This window comes from Faecalicatena orotica (assembly GCF_905197545.1).
Lineage (GTDB): Bacteria > Bacillota > Clostridia > Lachnospirales > Lachnospiraceae > Faecalicatena_A > Faecalicatena_A orotica.
Genome location: NZ_CAJJZH010000007.1, coordinates 85385 through 106716, shown reverse-complemented (window position 1 = coordinate 106716; position 21332 = coordinate 85385). Strand labels below are relative to the sequence as shown.

Genomic DNA, 21332 nt, shown 5'->3' with positions numbered 1-21332 from the left:
AACAATTACCATACTCTTATATTCTCTGGACAAACTCCACCAAAACACCCAGTCCATATCTTGGCCTTAAAAAATTAACTAGAATCCCTCCGGCGCCCTTTACAGGCACTTTTTCCAGCATCTCCATTCCTTTTCCTTCGAATTCTTCCCTTGCCGCTTCCACATCATCCACCTCAAAGGCAATGTGATGGATTCCGCCTTTTCCCCTGTTATATTCCTTTAAAACACCTTCTGTCGGTATAATCAGTTCTATAGGACTTTCCTGTTCCGTGTATTTCGTAAACAGACAATCTGCATGGTATTCTTCCACGTATTCCATATAATCTGTCTCCAGTCCAAACTGTTCCAGAAACAAATCAGCCCTTTCCTTAGAATTCATAATAATCCCGACATGGTGCAGTCTGAGTGGTTTCAAGCTCCCACCATCCTTTCTTTGATCCCGACCGGCTTTTCCTGATAAACTGCCTTATCCGTGAATTTCAGATTCGTACTGATCAGCGGAGTGAATTCCATCTGGTCAAGCACATCTGTCTGCAGGTCTATTCCTTCTGCGATTTCGATTAACATCGGACCGTCTTCGGTCAGCCGGAAAACGGCACGTTCTGTCACATAATACATATTCTGTCCATTCCTGGCTGCAAGCTTCCCATTGTAAGAAATCTGTTGAACATTATTTACCAGTTTTTTGATTTTTCCCTCTTTTCTGACTCTGATTCCCTCTGAATCATAGCCAACATCCAAATCTTTTCCGGTAAATGTCGAACAGAACACAACCGTTTTGGCCAGCGTCGTAATGTCGATAAATCCACCGGCTCCGGGTGCCTTGTTTCCCATTCTCGTCGCATTTACATTACCGTGCTGATCCATCTCCCCTGCTCCCATGAAAGTAAAATCGATACCCGCACCGTTGTAGAATTCAAACTGCCGGTCATGTGGGATCAAAGCCTGCGGATTTCTGGAAATACCAAAATCAATACCGCCCGCCGGTACGCCCCCATAGATTCCAGACTCCACTGTGATCGTAATATCATCCAGAAGATCTTCCTCTTCCAGTATTCCACCGATCACGTCGTTCGGTATCCCGGTTCCTACATTGATAATACTGTCTTTACTAAGAAGCATAACGGCCCTTCTACCGATGATTTTCCTTACACTTAAGGGTAGCGGCTCAGATGCAGACTCTGAAACTTTTGCCTGCCCGCTGTAGGAAGGGTCATAATACCAGGATGAAGTCTGTCGGTGGTTTTCGTAAACATCGTCACATACCACGATCCCATCCACAAATACCCCGGGCACAACCACCCTTTTGGGTTCCATTGATCCCGCCTTCAGAATCCGCTTTACCTGACAGATCACTTTACCTCCGAAGCGCTTCGCGGCCATTACAGCCGGCAATACTTCCAGTACCATAGCCTCTTCTTCTGTGGAAATATTTCCATTTTCATCCGCATAAGTCCCGCGGATCAGTAAGGTATCAATTGGTATTTCCTTATATCTCAGATACTCTTCCCCGTCTATTTCGATTACTTCCACAATATCTTCGAGAGGCTTTGTTCTTTCATTCATCTTTCCGCCCTCAATTCGCGGATCAATAAATGTTCCAAGACCTATCTTGCTGATCTTGCCCGGTTCCCTAAGTGCCATGCTGTGGTACATATTTGCCATCTGTCCCTGCGGCAGGCAGTAGGCTTCCACCTTGTTTCCGGCGATAAGGTCCATCATCTGTGGACCGAGCCCCCAGTGTCCTCCGATCACCCGTTTCAGAAGATTTTCATGTGCAAGATGTACAAACCCGCCTCTCCGGTCAGCCTGTCCGCAGCTGTGCAGATAGGTAAGCTCTCTTGGCTCCCCGGTCTCTAAGAATTGTCTCTCTATTTCCTTCAATATTGTTTCACACGATGAAACCAGCGACATCCCGATTGTGCACAGCGTGGAACCATTCCTGATCCATCCGACAGCCTCGCCGGCCGTAATCACTTTGGGCTTTTTCATCCTTTATCCCTCATTTCTTCCAGCATTTTTCTAATTTCCGTTTTCCTTACTTTGCCATTCTGTGTTACAGGCAGACAGTCCCATATTTCGAACATACAGGGCATTTTAAATGTAGCTGTCCTCTCCTTCATCCAGCACTTCAATGCCTCTTTATCCACCTTTTCTCCCCGGCCCGGCACGACGACTGCTACCGGAAGTTCTCCATACTCCTCATCCCTGACTCCCACCACGGAAGCTGCCATGATTCCCGGATATTCCAGAAGTGTGCTTTCTATCTCCGAAGGAAATATCTTCTCCCCGCCCCGGTTAATCAAGTCCTTCATCCTGTCCAGCACAAATATCCTGCCTTCTTCGTCCATATAACCAATGTCACCGCTTGGCATCCTGTCTTCTTTCAGAGATTCGCAATTCCATCTCCCCTTTGCCACAACAGGTCCGTAAAACACAATCTCCCCCTTCTCATATGGTTTCAAAGACCGCCCGTTTTTCCCCTGTACTTCTATGTAAACATTCTTCACTGCCTTTAACGGTTCCCGGTGCCCGCGTGATAATGCCCCTGACCCGGCCGTCTCCGTCATTCCGTAAGCAAGGCGGAAGGATGCATTAGGCGCCAGTTTTACAAATTCCCTGACTCGTTCTTCCTTGATCGGAGCGCCTCCGCATACTGTAACTTTTAAAGATGAGAGACTCACTTTACCGCTGCCGGCAAGAATAATCTGATGGTATACCGTCGGAACCGAATGAAAATGTGTTGCTTTCCACTTCACTATATTTTTCAAGACATCCTTGACATCATAGAACGCGGACATTACAATAGTGCCTCCCAGATAAATAAAGTATGTCGTAACACAGCTCAGTCCCAGAATATGGAACAGTGAAACAGACAATACTGTAACCGCACTGCTGTCAAGCCCCTGAATTTCCTGATATCCATATGCAGTCTCCAGTATATTCCGGTGGGTAATCATGACCCCTTTCGGTGGACCAGACGTCCCTGATGTATGCATAATAACAGCTGGGTAGTCCGGATTCTGCACACAGGAAGTCTTTTTTTCTTCTATCTCACCCCAGTCATAATTTTCCGTAATAACATGGCAGATACCCAGCTTCTCCGCAGTCCCCGTTACCTTGTCTTTCCATCTCTCATCACAGAACACTGCTTTGACATCCATCTCTGAAAGAAGTTTTGCTATTTCTTCTGCCTTAAATTTTGTATTAATCATGACCACGATACATCCGAGTTTTACTGCCCCGTAGAAGCAGGATACCATACGGATACTGTTTACCATGACAAATCCGACCTGATCTCCGGTGCTGAGTTTCAATCCAGCTATTTTTGACGCATAATTGTCTGCTTCCTTAAGCAGCTGAGCGTATGTAACCGATCTCTCATCATCTGCAATAGCAATTTTGTCCGGATATCTGACTGCAGAATCGACTAATGTCCCATATATGTTTAAAAAAGGTTTATGGTATTGTTTTATATGATCCGTATAATCCATAGGAGATATCCTTTCCGTTACTGTTCACACGATCTGTTTCTCCTCTTAATCGGATGTGCTTAATCGTTGCCACATAGTTCAAATAACACTGCCAGCCCCTGGCCTCCCCCGATACACAGTGTAGCAATGCCGTACTTTACCTGTCTCCTGATCATTTCATTCATTAATTTAATAGTAATGATACATCCGGTCGCTCCGATAGGGTGTCCCATTGAGATCCCGCTTCCGTTTACATTCACCTTATCTTCATCCAGTCCGAGTTCCCTGATGCAGGCCAGAGACTGTGAAGCAAAGGCTTCATTTAATTCAATAAGGCCGATATCTTCTTTTGTCAGGCCTGTCTGTGCAAATAATTTCTTCATTGCCGGAACCGGTCCGATTCCCATGAGTGCGGGATCGACTCCTGCACATGCCGCTGCCTTGATTCTGACAAGAGGTTTTAATCCAAGCTCCTTCGCCTTTCTTTCTTCCATCAAAACGACTGCTGCCGCTGCGTCATTGATGCCAGATGCATTTCCCGCAGTGACAGTTCCATCCTTTTTAAAACATGGGCGGAGCTTCGCAAGACTTTCCAGTGAAATCGTATCTCTGATATATTCGTCCTGTTCAAAGACCTTTTCTTCCTTTTTGCTAACCTTTACCGTAACCGGTATGATCTCATCCTTAAACTTTCCGGCGTCTCTTGCCGCTGCCGCCCTCATCTGGCTTTTGTATGCATAGGTGTCCTGATCTTCCCGCGAAATCTGATACCTTTCGGCCACATTCTCAGCAGTGATCCCCATATGGTCTCTTGTAAGCGGGTCTGAGAGTATGGTAATAAGGCCATCCTCCAGCTCCCCATGCCCCATCCGGTATCCGAACCGTCCATTCCTTACATAATAAGGAAGCGTGGACATACTCTCCGTTCCGCCGGCTGCTGCAATTTCACAAAATCCTGTTTCGATTTCCTGTGCCGCAGTCAGAATCGCCTGAAGTCCTGACGAGCAGAGTCTGTTCACACTTAACGCCGTAGCCTCATACGGAATACCTGCCTTAATTGCACTGATTCTGGATATAAATGCATTTTCCGCAATCTGCCCCACTGATCCGTACACAACTTCATCAATCTGTTCCGGTTTTAAACCCGCCCTCTCAACCGCACTTTTTATGGCGATTCCGCCAAGGTCACTGGCACTCATATTTTTCAGTGAGCCCCCGAAACTTCCGATTCCTGTTCTTGCTCCTGAAACAATTACAATATCTTTCACTTGTCTCCTCCAATCCTGTACCCGCTAGGCACATCCGGGTTACTGTGCACACCGTGCCGTGCACCTAGCTGCACGGCATCGGGGCCGATAAAGTGATGGTTTCGGGGCATCTGCCCCTCGCCGCAGGCGACTTTTAATGGGCAGATGCCGTTACTGTGCACGCTCGTAGGGTGTGAACAGTAACACATCCGGTATTATTTAAAACATAAACCCACCTGTTACAAATATCTCCGTTCCCGTTACCTGTGAAGATCCGTCTCCCAACAGGAATAACGCACTATCTGTATAATCCTCCGGGGTCTGGAGCCGGCCCATTGGAAAGTAATTACTCCCCACTTCATTCAGCCAGTCCTCACCGACCCCCTGTTCCTTTCTAAGGGCCAGTTCCCCTGGTGTTGCAACCCAGCCGATTGTAATCCAGTTGCACCGGATAAGGTCCTTTGCATAATTCTTTGCAATGTGTTTATAAAGTGTATACATTGCCCCCTTGGAACAGGCATAGGCCGTTCTGTCGATCTCTCCCCCATATGCGTGCATGGATCCCATATTGATGATGGAACCTCCCCCATTCTCCTGCATAACCTTTACCGCATATTTAGTGACAAAAAACGCACTCTTAAAATTGATAGACATAATAGAATCAAACTGTTCCTCGGTTGTCTCTGTGATCGGGGCCATTGATAATACTGTTCCTGCATAATTAACCAGACCATCCAGCTTCCCGTACTTTCTAACCGTCTCCTCGACCAGTTCCCTGCAACAGTCCACACTTGTCAGATCCCCCTTCACAAACATACCGTCGCCCGGGGTATTCTGCTTCACTTCTTCAACAAATGTACGGCCGCCTTCTGCATCCCGGCCTCCGATCACAACCTTTGCCCCTTCTGCCGCAGCTGCCAGTGCAATCGTTCTTCCGATTCCTTTTGTTCCCCCCGTAACAATGATTACTTTATCTTTCAGTCTCATGTGTGCCTCCTTTGATCTTTATCAACTCTCTGTACCTACTTAAAGCTTATTCCCTTACCAATACTTTCGCAATTCGTAAATTACCTAAACTTCCTATTTCTTTTTTGTAACAAAACAATAACCAGAATATCGTTTATGAAATTTTTATTCATTCGTTTCGTTGTTAAATTTTTATCAATATTACTCTTTCTGTCTACGTATATATAAGAAAAGGGAGCCGGATCAACTGAAAGAAATTTGATTTGGTTCATCAAATTTCTTTCAGTTGATCCGGCTCCCTTTTCTTATATACTCTGGGCCGCCATCGCCTTGTCCTATATCTTCCTGACACTGTCTCGTATTGTCATCTTGGGTTTAAAGGATATTGTTCTGGACTCTATATTTTCTCCGGCTATTCTGGAGAGCAGCATTTCTGACGCAACTTTCCCCATACGGCTTGCCTCTACTCCCACTGTTGTCAAATGTATTTTTGCCTTTTCCGCTATCGGTGTGTCATCATAACATACGATGCTGACTTCCTCAGGGACCTGTATTCCATACTCTTCCAGCGCCTCCAGAAGTCCGACGGCCATCAGGTCATTCCCACAGAATACTGCCGTAAAGTCCCATCCTTTCTCGGCAAGCTGTCTGCCAAACTGATATCCACTTTCCCTTTTAAGGTCCCCATAAAACAGGCTGTGCTTAGATATGACACAATGGGCATCCCGCATGGCATCCTCATAGCCCCTCATCCTCTCAAAAGTAACAGATGAATACAGACTCCCGGTCAGATGAGCTATCTTTCTATGTCCCATCTCAATCAGGTAGTTTGTTGCCATATATCCCCCCTGATAATTATCACTGCAAACCGTATCCAGATCTACAAACCGCACCGACCTGTTCAGGAACACGACCGGACACTTATTCTGCATAAGCATCTGCTTCAGGATAGAGTCACCTTTCACGTTAATGAACATGATCCCTGCATAGCTTTCCTGATAAGCCATCTGGACATATTCATTTTCGGCCTTTTCTTCATTATCACTGTATCCGATTACGGAAATGTAGCCTTCCTCTGCCACCCGCCTCTGTATTCCACGTATCATCTCCATATAAAACCAGTTATCCAGGTCTCCGACTATAATCATGATCGTCCGTTGGTTAATTCCGGCCATTCTCAATTCCATAACATTCGTACGGTAATTCTGCTCCATCAAAAGCCGTTCAACGGCTTCCCTTGTCTCGGCCTTTACATTTCCTTTATTCGTAATCACACGGGAAATCGTTGAACAGGAATATCCGCTCATTTCTGACAGTTGTTTTATCGTAATCCCCACTTTACTTTTCCTCCTTTGCCAGAAAACTCATTCTTACAAATAATACAGCGTTCAAATTTTCTGCATTTTTTTGAATAATACTAAATTGTTAAATATTCTCCAATTGTTACACATCAATTTTAGTACAATTGACTCTTTATTTCAATACTACAAATAATATTGAAATTTTTAATCATTATTATTTTGCCGTTTAACTTCCTTCTGCAGGTCTTTCACTTCCTCTTCCGTTAAAATAGTCACGACTGCTTTAACCTGTTCCAAGGAAATACCATTAGACAGCATCCTTTTTACAATCCCAATTTCATTTTCTCTCGTTGCTTTTTCAACTGCCTCTTTCGTTGCTTTAGCCGCCTTCTCAGAAACCTCTGCAGCCACTTTTCTCCCATACTCGATCTTTTCTTCTTCGAATAACTTTGATACTTTTGTCATCATTATCCATTCCCTCATTTCCTTAGAATCTTCGTTATCTATCACCTTATCTGCAAATACCAGTATACCAGAAAGTATAAATACCTGCTCCTGCGCGTCCTCTACCTGCTTCGCCATATCAAAACAGCGCCGGATACACGCTTCTTTCTTTTCCCTCCCCCGGTACGTCAATGGAAGTATGATAAACTGCATCTGTTCCTCTGCTGTTAAAGACTCCCCGTGGTTAAGCTTTTGTCTGATTCCGTCTTCTATTTTCACAGAATCCAGTTCTGTCAGAAATGCCTCCTCCAACTGGAACTGCAGACAGCCAATATCCAGATTTGACCTTGTCTGTGCCGGAGCTATATCCGCCGTATAAATCACGATCATCCGGATTTTGCGCATGATATTGTCTTCTGTCATACTCCTTTTTAATGTACGGATAATGTAGTTGAGATACTTTATCTTATCCGCATCTGCATATGAACTCTCATAATCGACCAGCGCGAGTGAGCCATCCTCCAGTAAAAACAGGTTGTCCAGCCGCAGTTCGTTTGCCTCTATCACAGGCAGGTTTGTAGGAAGTACTTTTACAATCCGGGGCACCTTCACCCCATAGGCAGCAAATGACTTGTCTGAAAAATGTTCAGCCAGATACTTTGCCGCAATGTCTTTGTTCTGATACGCAACATGATTTTCTTCTGACATAAATGTCCTCCTTCTTTCCGGGGATATGCCAAACGTCACGTAAGATGTACTCTCCTAGCTTCTATTATATACACAGGCCCATGTTGTTTCAATCTAGTATTACCATACAAAAAGTCTGAAATTGTATATGATAACATAAAGCAGAGTACATTGCCTGGACACTGATCATATCCACCTTATTTAGTTTTTAGTTCATCAAAACTGGTAATTTCCGGCTGAATCGCCAAGGAAATCAGATTTATCTTCTGCCAGATGCAGAAAATAAGATTCAGACCTTAGAATATTATGAATAAAATGGTCTGAGATTTTGATGTGAAGTTAGTATAGCACTGCATAACGCTTTATACAAGATAAATTTTCCACGATTTTGGCTCCTGCATCAAATTGAAGCAGGAGCCCTGAGCCATTGTATTTTCCGGCAATTATGCAATTATAAGCGGTATCTGCTCTCTTTCAGCGCGTTCAGAATATTCCTCATCTACCTCTTCATCTGTGATGATTTGGTAAATATCTCTCAGCGGGCAGATAACTGACAGATATCCACCGCCGAATTTACTGCTGTCTGCCAGCACAATTACCTTATCTGAAGCTTTCATAATCGCCTGCTTCACCTGAACCTGTGGAGATGCTGTTGATGTAATCCCCACATCAAAATTAATGCCATGCACGCCAATAAAAGCCTTGTCCACATGGAATCTGGAAATATCTGCGACTGCCTCGTCCCCCATAGTAGCCGCAAGGTGTCCCCCTACCGGGCCGCCAACCATGTAAAGTTCAACATGATCCAATCCTGCAAGCTCATTGCCTACAAGCAGTGAATTTGTCACAACTGCAATTCTTTTCTCAGCATGCTGCTTAATATGAAGTGCCAGATAAAAACCGGTAGACGTATCATCAATAATAATTGTGTCCCGGTCATCTACACACTCGTACGCACGTGCAGCAATGGCTTTTTTCTTGTCTGTATTCCTGTAGATGCTTTCTGCGGAATATTTTTTCTGCGGGGTTTCTTCTATCTTTAGTGCACCTCCGTGAGTACGAATCAGAAGTCCTGCACGTTCCATACATTTGATGTCATTCCTGATTGTCACTTCAGAACACCCCAGCTCTGCACTCAATTCATTTACACGGACCTTTCCTTTTTCTTCAAGTTCCTGTAAGATTTTTCTTCTGCGTTCCTCCATACCGATCTCCCTGTGTATTTTCAGAAAAGCTTCCTGAACCAAACACCACAATTATAGGAATGATATATGATTCCTATGTTCATATTTTAGCACACTTTCTCCCCTACAAGATACATATTTTTCCAATTTTTTCCAAATTTTTAATATTGTCAAAAAAATACACAATCTAGTTTATATCACCGATTGTGTATTTCATTCTACTTATTAAGTTTTTCCCTGAATATCTCCCGAAACGCCTCTTCGTAAGGAGCCTTTGCCATGCCGTATTCTGTAATGATACCTGAGATCAATCCGTGATCCGTTACGTCAAAACAGGGGTTGTAAACTTTGACTCCTGCCGGTGCCATCCTTTTTTCGTACCACATTTCTGTGACTTCGTCATCCGAACGTTCCTCTATCGGTATTTTATCTCCTGTCGGAAGGGACATGTCTATCGTTGATGTCGGCGCGCAGACATACAGAGGAATCCCATAATACTTTGCCACAGCCGCCACTACGGATGTGCCGATTTTATTTGCTGTATCTCCGTTTGCCGCAACCCTGTCACATCCCACAAAGACTGCATCCACCAGCCCCTTTTTCATAACCGCACTGGACATGTTATCACAGATCAGCGTTACATCCATACCCGCGGCCTGCAGTTCAAATGCGGTCAGCCTTGCCCCCTGAAGCAGTGGACGCGTCTCATCCACATAGATGCGGAATCCATACCCCCGCTCCTGTCCGAGGTACATCGGTGCTGTGGCCGTTCCGTATTTTACCGCAGCGAGCTGTCCCGCGTTACAATGTGTAAGCAGGCCGGCTCCCGGCTTAACGAGTTCTAGTGCATATTCGCCGATCCTGCGGCAGACCTGAATATCTTCTGAGCGGATATTAACCGCCTCCCGGTGCAGGAGTTCTTTCACTTCCCCGACGCCGCACTGCATGTGCCCGGTAACCACCGCCTCCATCCGGTCAAGGGCCCAGAAGAGGTTCACGGCAGTCGGTCTGGACGATGCCAGATAATCCTTTGCCTTTTTAAACTTCTTTGAAAAAACCTCCATACTGTCAGTCTGAAGGTCTTTTACCGCAAGATACACACCGATTGCTGCTGCCACACCAATCGCCGGCGCCCCTCTGACCTTGAGCAGATAGATTGCCTCCCAGATATCTTCTATATCTGTAAGGAACTTAAGCTCGATCCTCGTCGGAAGCTGGGTCTGGTCGATAATCACCAGGGCACCGTTTTCCTCATCCAGAGCAACAGTATCACAATCAAGAATTGTTTTCTTCATAATTCAATTCCTCTTTTATGTAAAAGCTTCCTATTCGTTCTTTTCTTCAATAGCACTGATCATGTCCACTCTCCGCTGGTGGCGGCCTCCTTCAAACTCTGTATCAAGCCATGTCTCCACGATCATCTTCGCAAGCTCCCCGCCGACTACCCTTGCACCAAAAGCCAGAATATTGCAGTTATTATGCTGTCTTGCCATGCGCGCGGTAAAAGGTTCACTGCAGACTGCCGCACGGATTCCCTTTACCTTGTTTGCGGCCAGTGAAATGCCAAGTCCTGTTCCGCAGATCAGAATCCCCTGATCCACTTCCCCGCTTACAACAGCACGTGCAACTTTCTCGCCATATACAGGATAATCACAGCTCTCTGCTGAATTAGTCCCAAAGTCAACCACTTCGTGCCCCTTATTCTCAAGAAACTCTATGATCTCTGCTTTCAGTTCCAGTGCTGAATGATCGTTTCCAATTCCTATTTTCATTTTCCTTTTTCCTCCATCTTGTTGTTATCGTTCTGCTTATTCATTATAATGCCAGACGGTAAATGTTTTCCACATCTTCCTGATGTAATTTCACAAAATTTCCAACCGTCCCGCCCCTGTTGTCTCCATGACAGCATTTTTCTGCCATCGCAGGGATATCTTCTTCCTTTGCTCCAAGTTCTGCAAAGGATACTGGCATCCCGATCGAGCTGAGGAATGATTTAAATGCATCTATTCCCGCAAGGGCCGTATTGACTGGATTTTCAAAATCCATCTGGCATCCCCACAGACGGACAGCAATCTGGGCGAACCTCATCGGATTGTGCTCCACCGTATATTTCATCCAGGCCGGGAATACCACTGCAAGCCCCGCTCCATGTGCACAATCATAAACTGCGCTTAATTCATGCTCTATATCATGGCTGGACCAGTCCTGTTCTCTTCCTACTCCGCAGATATTATTATGGGCTGTCATTCCTGCCCACATAATGTTTGCACGCGCCTCATAATTATTGGGATCTGCAAGAACCCTTGGAACTTCTTTTACCATTGTAAGCAGTACTGCTTCACAGAATCTGTCTGTAATCTCTACATCAGCAGTATTTGTAAAATAACGTTCAAAAACATGGGCCATAATGTCTGTCGCCCCGCAGGCTGTCTGATAAGCCGGAAGAGTCTGTGTGAGCTCCGGATTCAGGATAGAGAACGCCGGGCGTATCCCTTCCCCTGATGCCCCTCTCTTAAACATCCCTTCTTCTTTCGTAATGACAGAATCCGGTGACCCTTCGCTGCCTGCTGCCGCAATCGTCAGGATTGTCCCTACCGGAAGTGCACGCTCTATCGCCTTCCCCTGATAAAAGTCCCAGAAATCTCCGTCGTAAATAGCCCCTGCCGCAATCGCCTTGGAAGAATCAATCGTACTTCCGCCGCCGACAGCCAGGACAAAATCAACGCCTTCATTCCGGCAAAGTTCAATTCCCTCATACACAAGGCCGCTTCTGGGATTCGGCTTAACACCTCCGAGCTCCACATACTCGATTCCTTCCTGTTCTAATGAAGCTTTCACTCTGTCAAGCAGTCCGGAGCGCTTTACACTTCCGCCGCCGTAGTGGATCAAAACCTTGCTTCCGCAAAACCGTTTCACATAATGTCCTGCCTCATTTTCTTTTCCTTTTCCGAACACAAAATAGGTTGGACTGTAAAAAGTAAAATCCTGCATAATCTTTTCTCCTTATCATGATACATCCTGCTTTTTTCCACATAAATTTTATCATACATTAAAGATATCCACAATCAAAAGACGGATTTACACAAAGATTTCCACAATCACTAAGTTCTATTTCCGTACATACTTTTTCAAAGCCTTTACACACAGCCATAACAGATATCCGATCCCCCAAAGGAAGGTAATATCGAGCACATACAGAAGTCCCACTCCCGGGGAATCCAAAAAAGATAAACTTGTGATAATTAAAATACAGACAACGAAATAGACAATAACCGCCGGGCGCCTGTACCATTTCACGTTTTTCGTCCCTCCTCTTTTTTCATCCTCCTGATAAGAATCATCCACCACACACGCAGTTTCTTCCGGTTCCGAAATTTCGGCCTTCAAAAGATAATCCAGCGAAACCCGGAAAATCCGTCCCAGCTCAACTACATTCTCTGTATCCGGCACAGATTCATTCAATTCCCACTTAGAAACAGCCTGCCTTGAGACCCCAAGCCTTGAAGCCAGATCCTCCTGAGACATCTTTTGTTCCTTCCTGCACCTCTGAATCTTCTCACCAATCGTCATATCAAGCTCCTCCATTTCAAGTTTTCATAATATGTCAGCATCTTTTCAGCCCCTCAAAATTTATCCTTATCCTGCCTTTACTATACCATCTGCCAGAGAATCCCACCACCATTTCTAATTTACACACCCGCAACCGCCAGTTGCAGCGTTACTGTAATCACGCCTTTTAGTACTCTCAGTAATACTTAGACGAAAAAGAGGCAGAAAACAAAGACAAAAGAGATGTCTTTTATTTTCTGCCTCTTTTTCCCACTGTACTGCATCTGCGACGCAATCCGCCATCCAAATCATCAGACTGCCGGGGAACGGCTTCACTACTTCTTTTTCTTCATTCCCGCAAAAATGGACTGTAACACGATGAAGAAGCACAGCAATGCGGACAGTGTGATTCTTACCCACCAGCTGGACAACGTCCCCTGTGTGGTTATCAGACTCGAGATGGTTCCCTTGATCAGAACTCCGAACAATGTTCCAAATGGCGCCCCCACACCGCCGCTCAGCAGTGTACCACCGATTACCGCGGATGAAATCGCATCCATTTCCAGCCCTTTTGCCTGCTCTACGAATCCGGAACAGCTGTTCAGGCAGAAGAGGAACCCGCCAAGTCCTGCCAGAAACCCATCCAGAAGGTAAGCTTTCAGCTTTGTCTTCCTGACATTCAGCCCCATCATCATAGCACTCTGGGAATTTCCCCCGATTGCATAGACCGAGCGCCCAAATTTCGTATACTTCATGACGATGATGATAATAACGAGTACAACAAGTGCAATCACGACCGTCGGGTATATATAGGCCGGGAGGAAATTTCCTCTCTTGCTATAGGAACCGATTGGAAGGTAAATCTTATAGTTAGCCCATTTCAAAAATGTTTCATTCTTAATAGATATCATTTCCGTGCTGATCATGGATGTCATTCCTCTTCCGAAGAACATCCCGGCCAGTGTCACGATAAACGGCTGGATGTCCAGATATGCTACAAGGAACCCCTGCACAAGGCCAAACGCGAGGCCAATTCCAAGCGCCATAGCTACCGCGGCATACGCATTGGCGCCGTGGTTCTCCATCTGGTTTGCGATTACCATGCAGACGAGCGCTGTCACCGAACCAACCGAGATGTCGATTCCTGCAGTGATCATGACGATCGTCTGCCCCATAGCGATGACAAGAAGTCCCGCATTTGATATGAACAGGTTCAGGAACATCTGGGGTTTTGCAAATCCTTTGTCGCTAAAGGCTGCCATGCCTGCCACATACATAAAGATGAACAGAAGGATGGTAATTATAAGCAGATAACTGCTGCCGTTTAATTTTTTCTTATTTTTAAACCGATTCATTACTGATTTCCTCCTTCCGCCACCAGCCTTTTCAAACTCCGTTTCGCTTTCATTCCTGCTACCGCCTTCTTAAATACAGGGCTCTGCAGCGTCACGATAATGACTACAACGATTGCCTTATATACCGGAAGCTGGTCAGCTGATACATTCATGGCATATAAAGTTGTCGTCAGCGCCTGAATGGTGTATGCACCGATGACAGAACCCATTAGGCTGAATTTACCTCCGCCGAGTACGTTGCCGCCGAGTGCGACCGCAAGGATCGCGTCCATTTCCAGATTCAGACCGATATTATTCGCATCGGCTGAATAGATACGGCTGGATGCCACAAGGCCTGCAATACCCGCCAGAAAGCCGCAAATGGCATATGTCAGGAACTTGATCATGGTAGAATTAAGCCCTACCAGTCTGGAAGCGGTCGCGTTGATACCGACACTTTCAATGTAAAGGCCGAGCGCTGTCTTTTTCAGGATAAAATGTACAATCAGAATAACAATGACTGCCGCAAATATCGGGGTCGGGATCGGACACTTTCCGATGTAGCCGCCCAACAGCTTGTAACTCTCTACACGGACATATGTAATCTGTCCTTTCGTAATTAACTGCGCGATTCCGCGCCCTGCCGTAAATAAGATCAAGGTGGCAACCATTGGCTGGATGTTCAGCTTTGCCACAAGGAAACCGTTGAACGCGCCGCAGAGAACGGCACCGGCCAGAGCCGCAATAACCGCCAGTATGAAGGGGTTCTGGAATGCATTTGTGGAAACGTCCCCGCCAGACAGTATCTGGCAGCAGATGGCCGCTGCCACGGCCATCACGGCTCCCACACTGATGTCCTGCCCGCCGGATGCCGCCGTTACGAGGGTCATTCCGACTGCAAGTACAACCAGCTCAGATGCACGGTTTACCACGTCAATGATATAGCCATATAGTACACCATTGTTCAGCGATATCTTAAAAAATCCCGGCGTCGTAATGACGTTGATTAGCAGCACCGCAAGCAGACAAACGATTGGCATAAACAAACGCATGCCTGTTAATTTTTTTAGATTGAAATTCTTATTCATCTTACTCTTCACCTCCGGCAATCGCTTTCATAATGCCATCCTGGGACAGTTCACTGCCTTCTAACTCCCCTACCTTTTTCCCGTCGCGCAGGATTGCCATTCTGGAACAGGTACGCAGCATTTCTTCTATTTCAGAAGAAATAAAGGTCACCGCCATTCCCTGGTCGGCAAGGTCCAGAACCAGTTTCTGTATCTCCGTCTTTGTTCCGATGTCGATTCCCCTCGTCGGTTCATCCAGAATCAGATATTCGGGATTCGTCAGCAGCCATCTCCCAATGATCACTTTCTGCTGGTTCCCCCCTGACAGGCTCTTGATCGGTGTCTCCCGGCTGGCTGTCTTAATCTGCAGCATATCAATGTACTTGTCTGCCGCTTCTTCCATTTCCTTCCGGCTCATAGGCCTGAACATCCCCCTCTTCGCCTGCAGGGCTATAATGATGTTTTCACGCACGGACAAATCTGCCAGAATACCGTCCCTTTTCCTGTCCTCAGGCAGATAAGCCATCCCCTTTTTCATTGCGTCGATCGGGGCATTGATTTTTGCCGGTTTCCCGTCTACTTCCAGAACACCGCTGTCCGGCTTATCTGCTCCGTATATCGCCCGGACCAGCTCGGAACGTCCGGATCCAAGCAGGCCGGAGAGGCCAATCACTTCCCCTTTACGGATTGTCAGGTTAAACGGCCGGATCGTTCCCTTTTTCCCAATGCCTTTTGCCTGAATAACCGTGTCCGCCCTGCTGTAGTCCTTTTCACCATGCAGGCTCTTTATATCCGCAAGGTCGTCAAAATCTTTTCCCATCATCTTTGCCACGAGCATCACACGCGGCAGGTCTTTCACTGCATATTCCCCGACCAGTTCCCCGTTTCGCAGTACTGTGATCCTGTCACATACCGCGTAAACCTGTTCCAGGAAATGAGTAACAAATATGATTCCGACGCCTTCGTCTTTAAGCTTCTTCATCAGGGTAAACAGCTTTTCTACTTCATCATCATCCAGTGATGATGTCGGTTCATCCAATATCAGCACTTTACACTGCATATCAACCGCTCTTGCTATCGCAATCATCTGCTGGTTTGCAATGGAACATTCCTCTAAATTCTGTCCCGCTGATACTTCTATATCCAAATCCTTTAATATCTGTGTGGATTTTTTATTCATTGTCTTCCAGTCTATCATACCTGCTTTCTTCGGTTCTCTGCCGATAAACAGATTCTCTGCGACACTTAAGTTCGGACAGAGGTTCACTTCCTGATAAACGGTACTAATCCCCCGGCCCTGGGCATCCTGGGGGGAACGATTGATTACTGCGCCGTCGATTCCTTCTAACCGGATTTCACCGGATTCGAATTCATGCACACCGGTCAGCACCTTGATCAGTGTAGATTTCCCGGCCCCGTTTTCTCCCATTAATGCATGGATTTCTCCCTTCCTCAGTGTGAAATCTACATGCTGTAATGCTTTCACACCCGGAAATGTTTTTGAGACATCTCTCATCGTCAATACAATATTATCTTCCATTTTGGGGTTCACCTGCTTTCCTTCGCCGATTTTGGGCATAAAAAGGGCGTGGCAGCATATCAGGTAACATGCCTTAAGTCTTCCGCCACGCCTGTCTGTTCAATTCCTGCTTCTAAATATCTGCCGCTTCCGGCAGTCTGGTCTTTATTTTCTTCTTAGTATGCACGCTGTGAGATAACATCTTCCGTTACTTCTGTTACAGCATAGTCTTTTCCGTCAACTGTTACAGATGCAACATCAGCGCCGTGTGCAAAGATTTCTTCATCAACATAGGCCAGTTTATCAGGCGTCTCCCCTGCTTCCAGTTTCTTAATGATTTCTTCTACGCGGGGTCCGTGGAGCGGGTTACACTCTGTGTCAAGGATGATCTTTCCACTTAATGTATCTGTCAGTCCTGCATTTGTTGAATCGAATGACATTACAAGGATATCCCCGTCAGGACCTACTGTCTTGCCTGCTGCTTCGATCGCATCGATTGCACCGAATGCCTCGTTGTCGTTCTCGCAGTATACTACATTGATGTTGTCATACTGTTTTAACATAGACTCCATAACTTCCTGTCCTTTTGCCTGTGTGAATTCGCCTGACTGTGATGCAAGCAGGTTCCATCCATACTCCTTTGCCGCGTCTTCCAGACCTTTTGTACGGCCGATCTGGGCAGATGCACCGATTGTTCCCTGGATGTCCACGATATTAACTTCCTTCATTCCTTTTGCTTCTGCGTATGCATTCAGCCATGCACATGCTTTCTTTCCTTCCAGTTCGAAGTCTGATCCGACCCATGCGGTAAACAGGTCATCATCTGAAACGTCTACCATACGGTCAACAATGATAACCGGTATATCTGCGTCTTTTGCTTCCTGTAAAACGGTATCCCATCCGGTCTCTGTAACAGGTGCCAGCACAATGTAGTCAACTTCCTGCTGGATAAAGTTACGGATTGCAGTAATCTGATTCTCCTGTTTCTGCTGTGCATCATCAAAAATCAGGTCATATCCGTTATCCTTACTGAATGTACTCTTCATAGATTCAGAGTTTGCCGTACGCCAGTCAGATTCCGCACCAACCTGTGAGAAACCAATCGTGATTACATCGCTGCCGCCCTCATTTCCCCCGTTGTCTGTACCTGCATCGGCGCTCTGGTCTTTTCCGCCGCATCCTGCAAGTAATGCCGCCGACATCGCAACACACATAAATGCTGATAACAATTTTTTCTTCATTCTACAAATCCTCCTTAAATTTCTGATTGCTTTTGTATCAATCATCTTGGCTATATCTTACAGATTTTTCCGGAAATAAGAAACAGACTATCCTTTTACATTTTTATAATATTTTAAGATATCTTCATCCCATTTTTATAGAAGTATGGATTATTTACGATAAAGGGGCGATATTTTTTGCCCGGATAATTACAGTGGCCTCTGTGCCGGCATTTTCCTCACTCTCAAAAAACACCCCATATTCTTCACCATAATAATACTGCAGGCGCTGATTCACGTTCGCCAGTCCAAAACCACTCTCATCCACCTCACCGTTGATGCCATACATGCTTCTGCGCAGTTTATCAAGCGCCTGCTCACTCATGCCGATTCCATTATCAGATACCTTCAGGTAAATCCTCTCCCCTTCTTTCCATCCGGTGATCCTGATCGTGCCCTTCCCCCTTTTATTCTTGATTCCGTGGTAAAGGGCATTCTCCACAAGGGGCTGCAGGGTCAGCTTTGGTATCATGTAAGGGTATATTTCTTCTGCAATGTCAATCTCATAATCCATGATATCCTGATATCTGTACTGCTGGATCTCCAGATAGCTCTCTACATGGGATTTTTCTTCTTTTACCGTAATATAATCCTTCCCTTTGCTTAACGTTGTGCGGAAAAATTCCGACAGGGAGTTCACCATAGAAACAACATCGTCTGTTTTCCTTTCCTCTGCCAGCCATATGATCGCATCCAGCGTATTATAGAGGAAATGCGGGTTAATCTGTGCCTGCATGAGGCGGGACTCTGTGATGCGCAGGTTCTTTTCCTGTTTCTTGATATTGTCCACCAACACGCCGATCTCTGCCGTCATATCATTAAAACTGTCTGTCAGAACTGAAATCTCATCCACCGTTTCAATCTTTGTTTTGGCAGTAAAGTCCCCTTTGGCAACCTTCCTCGTCTGCGAGCACAGTTTTTTAATCGGACGTGTTACACTCCGGACCGCCAGTATGGACAAACCGATCGCAATCACTGCGGTGATGCACAGGGCAATAATGGTCATTTCAACGGCATTTCTTGTCTTTAACCGAAGTTCATCCTTCGCCTGGTCAAAATTCTTCGTTTCGTTGTATACATACTCCTGCAGAGCTCCCTGTATCACAGTGGTAAGACCGCTTCTCCCGCGGATATTTTCATCCAGATAATCCATCTTTTCATCATAGGAGACATTATCCGTAATCATACGCTCCAGTTCTGTCACACATTTTTTCAGAGATTTCAGGCTGTTATTCACTTGAATGATCTTCTTCCTGTTAATAGACGCGGTTGCCATATCTGACAGCTCATCACAGACATCCGATAATTCTTCTATATATTTATATGGGTCTACTGTCACAACACCGTTGATCGTCGTCTTACCATCCCCTAATTCCTCCGTCGTCTTACTGCCGATCACTGCCAGATACATGCTGTAATCCATGCGTTCTTTGAATTCCTTCGAATAAAAGTTGGCATACATGACGCTCTCCGTGATCGCGCTGTAAGCATCGGCAGACCTGATTAATGTTACAGCCAGATAGACCACAACCAGAAGCATTGGAAGGAATACAGAACATGGGATCAGGGCTATCCGCTTATTTAGCGTTAATGATTTGCCGTGTTTTTTCATTCCTGGCCCTTCTTTCCCCGCTGTCTGTAGTCCTTCGGAGTACAGTTCTGCGTCTTCTTAAATATGTAGCTGAAATAGTGGGGATCTTTATACCCCACCTCATAACCGATCTCAGAAGTCTTAAGCGGGGAGCACATCAGCAGCTCTTTTGCCTTATCCATCCTCACCATCGTAAGGTATTCCACGAATGTCCTGCCGGCTTCGCGCCCGAATACCGAGCTGAAATAGCTTGGACTCATATTTACAGCAGCCGCCGCAGTATTCAGGGATACATCCTCAGACATATAATTGGAGGCAATATACTCCTTTGCCTTCTCTATCACATCGGAATAACGGCTCCCACTCACTGTATCCCTTCTGTCAATTGTATTTTTCAGGAGCTGTCTGACATATTTGTTCACGCTTTCTTCTCCTGTCATCGTCTGTAAGGCTGTTTCCAGCTCTTTCGCCTCTTCTTCGCGCTCCTCCTTGGGGATTCCAAGCCTGTCACAGAAAGAACTGGCTACGATGTACATATCCATTGTAATATACTGGCGCATCAGGGATGACTGCATATTTTCTTTCGGCATCTCGTCAAAATAGGCTGTAAGGAAACTCTCAATCTCCTCTGCCGTCCCTTTTGAGAGAAACTTCTCCATTAGTGTCCTGTTCCTCTCCATTAAGTCAAGGCTCTGTACATTGATGGTTCCCTTCTCATGTATAAGCCTGATATCATTTGCAGTCAGGATCTGCCGGGACTCATTGACAAAGCGTGTAGAAAACACAATCCCTGCCTGATCGTAAGAGTTTCCGAGCTCCCGGATCCGCTGAACGCTCTGTCCGATCCCCCCGTAATATTCGACGCCGGGATACTTCTCCATGACCTCCGAAAAATATCCTTTGAGGCGGTTCATCTTCTCCTGCTCCTCTTCCACCGTCCCTGCCGTTACTAGAAATGCCCAGCCTTCCACGCCCCTGCGGAAATAAAAAGTCCCTGGCACGGTATCCGGTGCACTTTCAATGTCACGAAAAGCTTCCATTGCCTGTTCGGGTGTATCATAATCATTGATTTTTACAGACACTTTAAACAATAACACATTATACACCTGTGCACTCAAGTCCATTCCCAATGCCTTTGCCTCGTTTACCGCCTGGCTCACAGAAAGGTTCCCTGCAATCAATCCGTCAAACAGCCTCATTTTCTCATTCTCGATAAATTCCTGATTATCCTTATTGAACTGTTCTTTCATCTGCTGCTCTTCGCGCTCCTGCTCAACCTGCCTCGCAATATGGCCGAGGGCCCCCAAAAGCTTTGCCGATGATATTGGCTTCAGAAGATAGTCAGCAACCCCTATGTGAATCGCTTCCTTCGCATAGTCGAATTCATTATACCCGCTCAGGATCAGGATCTTAATATCTGGAAGTGCCTCTCTGACCATTTTACTAAGCTCAAGGCCGTCCATAAAGGGCATGCGGATATCTGTGATCAGTATGTCCGGCTTTTCCTTCAGGATCATTGGGTAAGCCAGTTCTCCGTCACTCGCCTCTCCTGCAAATTCATAACCTTCTCTATGCCAGTCAATACTGTTTTTAATTCCGTTTCTTATTACAATCTCATCTTCTACAAGAAATACTTTTATCATCTTATGACCTCCTGTCACCAATATTTTACCGCTATTCCCAAAAGACA

18 protein-coding genes are annotated in these 21332 nt (G+C 45.8%); all 18 read right to left on the bottom strand.

Translation table 11 applies throughout. From position 1 onward, the window contains the following. Window positions 1–16 precede the first annotated feature (16 nt). The 18 genes from ABIN22_RS15335 to ABIN22_RS15250 all read right to left on the bottom strand — a co-directional run bounded on the left by ABIN22_RS15335 (window position 17) and on the right by ABIN22_RS15250 (window position 21285). Complete coding sequence (locus tag ABIN22_RS15335; RefSeq protein WP_346909751.1) at window positions 17–415, bottom strand: VOC family protein; 399 nt, start codon at window positions 413–415, stop codon at window positions 17–19. Then, complete coding sequence (locus tag ABIN22_RS15330; protein WP_346909749.1) at window positions 412–1992, bottom strand: acyl CoA:acetate/3-ketoacid CoA transferase; 1581 nt, start codon at window positions 1990–1992, stop codon at window positions 412–414. The genes ABIN22_RS15335 and ABIN22_RS15330 overlap by 4 nt, the downstream gene beginning before the upstream one ends. Then, complete coding sequence (locus ABIN22_RS15325; RefSeq protein WP_346909747.1) at window positions 1989–3494, bottom strand: class I adenylate-forming enzyme family protein; 1506 nt, start codon at window positions 3492–3494, stop codon at window positions 1989–1991. Before ABIN22_RS15325 ends, ABIN22_RS15330 begins: the two co-directional genes overlap by 4 nt. Window positions 3495–3553: 59 nt before the next feature. Continuing rightward, window positions 3554–4741: a thiolase family protein gene (locus tag ABIN22_RS15320; protein ID WP_118620165.1), complete on the bottom strand. Its 1188-nt coding sequence runs from the start codon at window positions 4739–4741 to the stop codon at window positions 3554–3556. Window positions 4742–4939: 198 nt separating this feature from the next. Then, window positions 4940–5707 (bottom strand): SDR family NAD(P)-dependent oxidoreductase, encoded by a 768-nt coding sequence (locus tag ABIN22_RS15315; protein WP_109732640.1) that lies wholly within the window; start codon window positions 5705–5707, stop codon window positions 4940–4942. A gap of 314 nt (window positions 5708–6021) precedes the next feature. Then, window positions 6022–7023 carry a LacI family DNA-binding transcriptional regulator gene (locus ABIN22_RS15310; RefSeq protein ID WP_109732641.1) on the bottom strand — a complete coding sequence of 334 codons (1002 nt, stop codon included), beginning with the start codon at window positions 7021–7023 and terminating at the stop codon, window positions 6022–6024. A gap of 168 nt (window positions 7024–7191) precedes the next feature. After that, window positions 7192–8139, bottom strand: a complete 948-nt coding sequence (locus tag ABIN22_RS15305; RefSeq protein ID WP_346909744.1) for a hypothetical protein — start codon at window positions 8137–8139, stop codon at window positions 7192–7194. Window positions 8140–8561: 422 nt separating this feature from the next. Beyond that, the gene (locus ABIN22_RS15300) at window positions 8562–9323 is read right to left on the bottom strand and encodes a DeoR/GlpR family DNA-binding transcription regulator (protein WP_109732642.1); all 762 of its coding nucleotides are present in this window, start codon (window positions 9321–9323) and stop codon (window positions 8562–8564) included. 197 nt (window positions 9324–9520) lie between these two features. Beyond that, on the bottom strand, window positions 9521–10597 hold the full coding sequence (mtnA, locus tag ABIN22_RS15295) for an S-methyl-5-thioribose-1-phosphate isomerase (protein ID WP_346909742.1): 1077 nt from the start codon (window positions 10595–10597) through the stop codon (window positions 9521–9523). A gap of 30 nt (window positions 10598–10627) precedes the next feature. Next, complete coding sequence (rpiB, locus tag ABIN22_RS15290; RefSeq protein WP_109732644.1) at window positions 10628–11074, bottom strand: ribose 5-phosphate isomerase B; 447 nt, start codon at window positions 11072–11074, stop codon at window positions 10628–10630. 43 nt (window positions 11075–11117) lie between these two features. Continuing rightward, window positions 11118–12293 (bottom strand): iron-containing alcohol dehydrogenase, encoded by a 1176-nt coding sequence (locus tag ABIN22_RS15285; protein WP_118620162.1) that lies wholly within the window; start codon window positions 12291–12293, stop codon window positions 11118–11120. Window positions 12294–12410: 117 nt separating this feature from the next. Continuing rightward, complete coding sequence (locus ABIN22_RS15280) at window positions 12411–12872, bottom strand: helix-turn-helix domain-containing protein (RefSeq protein ID WP_346909739.1); 462 nt, start codon at window positions 12870–12872, stop codon at window positions 12411–12413. 314 nt (window positions 12873–13186) lie between these two features. Further along, complete coding sequence (locus tag ABIN22_RS15275; RefSeq protein WP_109732647.1) at window positions 13187–14206, bottom strand: ABC transporter permease subunit; 1020 nt, start codon at window positions 14204–14206, stop codon at window positions 13187–13189. Next, the gene (locus ABIN22_RS15270; protein WP_346909737.1) at window positions 14206–15273 is read right to left on the bottom strand and encodes an ABC transporter permease; all 1068 of its coding nucleotides are present in this window, start codon (window positions 15271–15273) and stop codon (window positions 14206–14208) included. The genes ABIN22_RS15275 and ABIN22_RS15270 overlap by 1 nt, the downstream gene beginning before the upstream one ends. A 1-nt stretch (window position 15274) precedes the next feature. After that, window positions 15275–16792, bottom strand: coding sequence for a sugar ABC transporter ATP-binding protein (locus tag ABIN22_RS15265; protein WP_118620159.1), 1518 nt, complete (start codon window positions 16790–16792; stop codon window positions 15275–15277). Window positions 16793–16947: 155 nt separating this feature from the next. Continuing rightward, window positions 16948–18012, bottom strand: a complete 1065-nt coding sequence (locus ABIN22_RS15260; protein WP_109732650.1) for an ABC transporter substrate-binding protein — start codon at window positions 18010–18012, stop codon at window positions 16948–16950. A gap of 154 nt (window positions 18013–18166) precedes the next feature. Next, complete coding sequence (locus ABIN22_RS15255) at window positions 18167–19663, bottom strand: sensor histidine kinase (RefSeq protein WP_346909734.1); 1497 nt, start codon at window positions 19661–19663, stop codon at window positions 18167–18169. Next, window positions 19660–21285, bottom strand: a complete 1626-nt coding sequence (locus ABIN22_RS15250) for a response regulator (RefSeq protein WP_109732652.1) — start codon at window positions 21283–21285, stop codon at window positions 19660–19662. The genes ABIN22_RS15255 and ABIN22_RS15250 overlap by 4 nt, the downstream gene beginning before the upstream one ends. Window positions 21286–21332 lie beyond the last annotated feature (47 nt).

What these genes read in the sequence shown, in the direction of transcription:
- ABIN22_RS15330 (WP_346909749.1), bottom strand. Translation starts at nt 1,992, where the DNA reads ATGAAAAAGCCCAAAGTGATTACGGCCGGCGAGGCTGTCGGATGGATC.
- ABIN22_RS15325 (WP_346909747.1), bottom strand. Translation starts at nt 3,494, where the DNA reads ATGGATTATACGGATCATATAAAACAATACCATAAACCTTTTTTAAAC.
- ABIN22_RS15315 (WP_109732640.1), bottom strand. Translation starts at nt 5,707, where the DNA reads ATGAGACTGAAAGATAAAGTAATCATTGTTACGGGGGGAACAAAAGGA.
- ABIN22_RS15305 (WP_346909744.1), bottom strand. Translation starts at nt 8,139, where the DNA reads ATGTCAGAAGAAAATCATGTTGCGTATCAGAACAAAGACATTGCGGCA.
- ABIN22_RS15300 (WP_109732642.1), bottom strand. Translation starts at nt 9,323, where the DNA reads ATGGAGGAACGCAGAAGAAAAATCTTACAGGAACTTGAAGAAAAAGGA.
- mtnA (WP_346909742.1), bottom strand. Translation starts at nt 10,597, where the DNA reads ATGAAGAAAACAATTCTTGATTGTGATACTGTTGCTCTGGATGAGGAA.
- rpiB (WP_109732644.1), bottom strand. Translation starts at nt 11,074, where the DNA reads ATGAAAATAGGAATTGGAAACGATCATTCAGCACTGGAACTGAAAGCA.
- ABIN22_RS15285 (WP_118620162.1), bottom strand. Translation starts at nt 12,293, where the DNA reads ATGCAGGATTTTACTTTTTACAGTCCAACCTATTTTGTGTTCGGAAAA.
- ABIN22_RS15280 (WP_346909739.1), bottom strand. Translation starts at nt 12,872, where the DNA reads ATGACGATTGGTGAGAAGATTCAGAGGTGCAGGAAGGAACAAAAGATG.
- ABIN22_RS15275 (WP_109732647.1), bottom strand. Translation starts at nt 14,206, where the DNA reads ATGAATCGGTTTAAAAATAAGAAAAAATTAAACGGCAGCAGTTATCTG.
- ABIN22_RS15270 (WP_346909737.1), bottom strand. Translation starts at nt 15,273, where the DNA reads ATGAATAAGAATTTCAATCTAAAAAAATTAACAGGCATGCGTTTGTTT.
- ABIN22_RS15265 (WP_118620159.1), bottom strand. Translation starts at nt 16,792, where the DNA reads ATGGAAGATAATATTGTATTGACGATGAGAGATGTCTCAAAAACATTT.
- ABIN22_RS15260 (WP_109732650.1), bottom strand. Translation starts at nt 18,012, where the DNA reads ATGAAGAAAAAATTGTTATCAGCATTTATGTGTGTTGCGATGTCGGCG.
- ABIN22_RS15255 (WP_346909734.1), bottom strand. Translation starts at nt 19,663, where the DNA reads ATGAAAAAACACGGCAAATCATTAACGCTAAATAAGCGGATAGCCCTG.
- ABIN22_RS15250 (WP_109732652.1), bottom strand. Translation starts at nt 21,285, where the DNA reads ATGATAAAAGTATTTCTTGTAGAAGATGAGATTGTAATAAGAAACGGA.